The sequence below is a fragment of the Reyranella sp. genome, assembly GCF_052439685.1.
In the GTDB taxonomy this organism is placed as follows: Bacteria; Pseudomonadota; Alphaproteobacteria; order Reyranellales; family Reyranellaceae; genus Reyranella.
Genome location: NZ_JBQVQG010000077.1, coordinates 1 through 651, shown reverse-complemented (window position 1 = coordinate 651; position 651 = coordinate 1). Strand labels below are relative to the sequence as shown.

1 protein-coding gene is annotated in these 651 nt (G+C 57.5%); it reads right to left on the bottom strand.

Annotated features, from left to right (window positions below; all coding sequences use genetic code 11):
• Positions 1-190: 190 nt before the first annotated feature.
• Positions 191-651, bottom strand: a 461-nt coding sequence (locus ACT6UX_RS30405; RefSeq protein WP_444778862.1) for a hypothetical protein, incomplete at its 5' end; no start/stop codon positions are given.

Sequence of the window (651 nt, the reverse complement as noted above, 5' to 3'; positions counted from 1 at the left end):
TCGGGGGCTTCGCGCCCCGCCCCGTCGCACCATCAACCACCAGAGCAAAAGAGGAACAGACTCAACCTGCCGACGTGCGAAAAACGGGGAGAAGGTCAGTGGCCTCACCAGACGCGTACGGGCAATGCCATCCTGAAGGACATTGCGACAAAAATGGTGACGCCTCGGCGAAGCAGGAGGCTGCGGCGGCCTAAATAGGCTCAGAACCCCGAAAGCTACGGCCAGAGCTTTGCTTGTGCGCGAAATGACGTATGTCCGTATCGCCCATGGCGTAGACCTGCGCGGTCTCTCTAAAGCCGAGCTCCTGCAGCTTGATGATCAATGCTCGTTGCGACGGCAAATCCCGCACTTCGCCAAAACGCGACAAATCGATGATCAGATGGTCGAAAAGGCGAAGTGCCAAGATAACACTGTCGATCGCCTCCATCATGAGACTGCTGGTGACGTTGGTGGAAACCAGCACGGCTTCACCACCGATATCGGTCCGGTCGAGCTTAAGGACATTCGGGAAGAAGCCATGCAGCAGCGACAATTGACTCTTATCGAAGCCCTGTCGCGACATTGCGGCAGTCAGCGCGGTTGCGGCTTCGTAGCGACCCACATCGGATTCGAATCCCACTGTTCTAAATCCGCTGACGGCAAGGCACAGGC